Origin of the sequence: Prevotella falsenii DSM 22864 = JCM 15124 (assembly GCF_000613945.1) — a bacterium.
Classification (GTDB): domain Bacteria; phylum Bacteroidota; class Bacteroidia; order Bacteroidales; family Bacteroidaceae; genus Prevotella; species Prevotella falsenii.
Map to the genome: position 1 here is coordinate 1 of NZ_BAJY01000067.1, position 2,771 is coordinate 2,771.

Below are 2,771 nucleotides of genomic sequence, written 5' to 3' on the forward strand. Positions count from 1 at the left end.
GAGAATTATCTTTACAAAGCAAGAGGTGTTTTCTGCATTTCTCACAAGTACGAAAAGGCGAAACTGTTCTTTTAGCAGGACGCTGCTGAACCGTTTTCATACACTATCCGTTTCTTCATCGTAGGGATATGATGGCAGCAAAACCACCTTTCAAGCACTACCAACAAATCAGTAAAAAACGTAGGAGCGTGAAACTATCACGCCCCTACAAAACTGTTTTTACTGCTTTACTACCTTCTTTCCGTCTACGATATACACGCCTTTTGGCAGCTTGTTCAGCTCACCCGATAGGCGGACGCCACTAAGGTATAGATGCCTTGCTTGACGGTAGCAGCGTTGGCAACCGGTGTACCGATGCCGGTGGCATTGTTGGTGATGGTTACCCAGTCGGTTACAACCTTGTTATCGGCACCGAAAAGAGAATAGTAGGTGTTGCCATCAATAACGAAATCTTTCCAGTAAGTGCCTTGTGGAGCGGTGATTTGACAACCGACAAACTCGGGTTTCTTGCCCCACATATAGCCGAAACTGCCGTTATAAAGGTCGGTTTTGCTACCGTTGCCCTTCACACGCATATTGCAATTGTCGAATTTCCAGTAGCCTGCAGCCAGTCCGTCTACACCTCCGCTTACCTCAAGCGTACAGTCTTTCACGGTAACAGTGCCACGATTGGAGATTCCTTTGCAGTTAATAGCCTTGCTTGAGGTGGTTGAACCGTTCACCGTAAGCGTACCGTTGCCTGCGAAAACAAGGGCGCAGTCGTTACGATTGTACATGCCCGGACCCTTTTCAGAGGTTATCGTATTGGTACCGATGAGCTTGATGGTAAGCCCGTCGATGCCACTGCCAATGCCGTAGTGGTTTTCTTTGGAAATGGTGATGCGTGCATTATCGAGCGTAAGTGTCTTTGTGGCATCGTCATAGTTTGCCTTACCCTCTACGCCGTCGATGACTGAGAGGTCGCCACAGTTGGCAGTGCTGACCTGTGTGCCCGCTATTGCCAATATGTAGAGCGTTACCGGAGCGATAATTACCTTGCTCTTCACCAACACGCCCTTCAGTGCAACGCCCTTCAACGACTTGTCGAAGGCAGCTCCTACAGGCTCGGTGATGGCACAACCCTCTATGGTGAAGGAGGCAAAGTCGCAGATAGAGGCTTTCTTTGTGCCTTCAGCCGTTACCGTAGCATTCTTGACAATGAACTTGTCGCCCTGCCCTTCGCCACTTCCGGCGATGCCGTAGTCTACACCTTTTGCATTTACTGTACAGCCGTCGATGGTGAGAGAAGTGCTATAGACGTACACAGCACAGTCGTAGGTGCTCTCTACATTGAGCGTACCGCCACCCGTTAAGGTTGTCGGCTTTAAGAAATTAATGGTAGTTATGTCTGCCTTTATGTTATTGGTGCCTAACACTTTAATGGTCAAGCCGTCGATTTCCGATAATATTGCATTCGCTTCTCCTGCGTCGATTGCGGCATTTTCAAGTGTGAGCGTCTTGCTTTCAGGGTCGTACTTCACGGTTCCGCTTACCCCATCGATAACAGAGAGATCGCCGCAGTTCTTCTCGTTCGCGTTTGTACCGGCAATCATGAGGTCGTATTCGGTTACAGGGGCAGCCGATGGTGCGATGACTACTTTCCCACTTATCAACTTTCCGCCCTGTGCAACGCCGTGCAGCGATTCGTCGAAGGCAGCTCCTGCAGGTTCGGTGATGCTGCAACCCTCCATCGTAAATGCAGCAATGTTGCCGATAGAAGCTTCGTTCTTGCCCTCTGCGGTTATCGTAGCATTCTTTATAACGAGGTTTTCGCCGTGGTTACCGTCATATCCTTTAATGCCGGAATTTACTCCTTTGGCGTTCACGGTGCAGCCGTCGATGGTGAGGTCGGTGCCACTTGCACAGATACCGCTATCGGTAGTGCCTGCCACGTTGAGCGTTCCCTCGCCCATAATGGTAGTTGGTCTTGAGAAAATAATGCCATAGACCTTTGCGTTGATGCTGTTAGTGCCCACAACATTGATTTTCAGACCATAGATGTCAGAAGAAATGGCATACATCATTTCCCCATCTATCGTAGCATCTTGCAGCGTAAGGGTTTTGTTTTTGGGGTTGTAACTCACTGTTCCGCTTACTCCGGTAATCACAGAGAGGTCGTTACAGTTCTCGGAAGTTACAGTCTTGCCGGCAATAGCGAGGTCGTACTCGGTTTGTGCCTGCGCATTTCGCGGCAATGCAAACAGTGTGATGAACAGAACAGCCATTGTCGCATAGCTGTTTCTTAAAAGATTGGTTATCATTGCTTTTAGTTGTGCCTCCCTGTTGAAGCCCTTTTAGAGCAACGCCGTGTCGGAGGCGTGGGCGTTTGAGAAGTTAGAATAAGTTTTTACTTTATATATTATAAGGTTTTTGTTGTTCTTCTTTATTGTGAATGCAAAGATAATGCCAACGAGTGGCATGAGAATTTATTCTCAAATGTCCGAGTGCAGCTTATCTTATGCAAAGATAACGCCAACGAGTGGCATGAGAATTTATTCTCGAATGCCCGAGTGCAGCTTATTTTATGCAAAGATAATGCTTTTATTCCACACGCTCAAATATTCCTCAATGTTTTTCTTTTTCTGACAATGGCTGCTATGTTGAGGCGTGTTTATCACGTTTCTACGTTGCAGTCTCACATTCACGACATTGCTAGACAAGCTGCCGAAAATACGAGGGAACGATTTATTGTGTTCCTAACATACAGACAATTGATGCTGTTTATTATATAC

2 protein-coding genes are annotated in these 2,771 nt (G+C 47.3%); one reads left to right on the plus strand and one right to left on the minus strand.

Annotated features, from left to right (window positions below):
* The first annotated feature begins 128 nt into the window (after positions 1-128).
* Entirely contained in the window at positions 129-305 is a 177-nt protein-coding gene (locus JCM15124_RS16080) for a hypothetical protein (RefSeq protein ID WP_156930722.1), read from the plus strand.
* Here JCM15124_RS16080 and JCM15124_RS14450 read toward each other — a convergent pair.
* Positions 276-2,300 carry a hypothetical protein gene (locus JCM15124_RS14450; RefSeq protein ID WP_156930723.1) on the minus strand — a complete coding sequence of 675 codons (2,025 nt, stop codon included), beginning with the start codon at positions 2,298-2,300 and terminating at the stop codon, positions 276-278. The two genes, JCM15124_RS16080 and JCM15124_RS14450, sit on opposite strands and share 30 nt — an antisense overlap.
* Positions 2,301-2,771 lie beyond the last annotated feature (471 nt).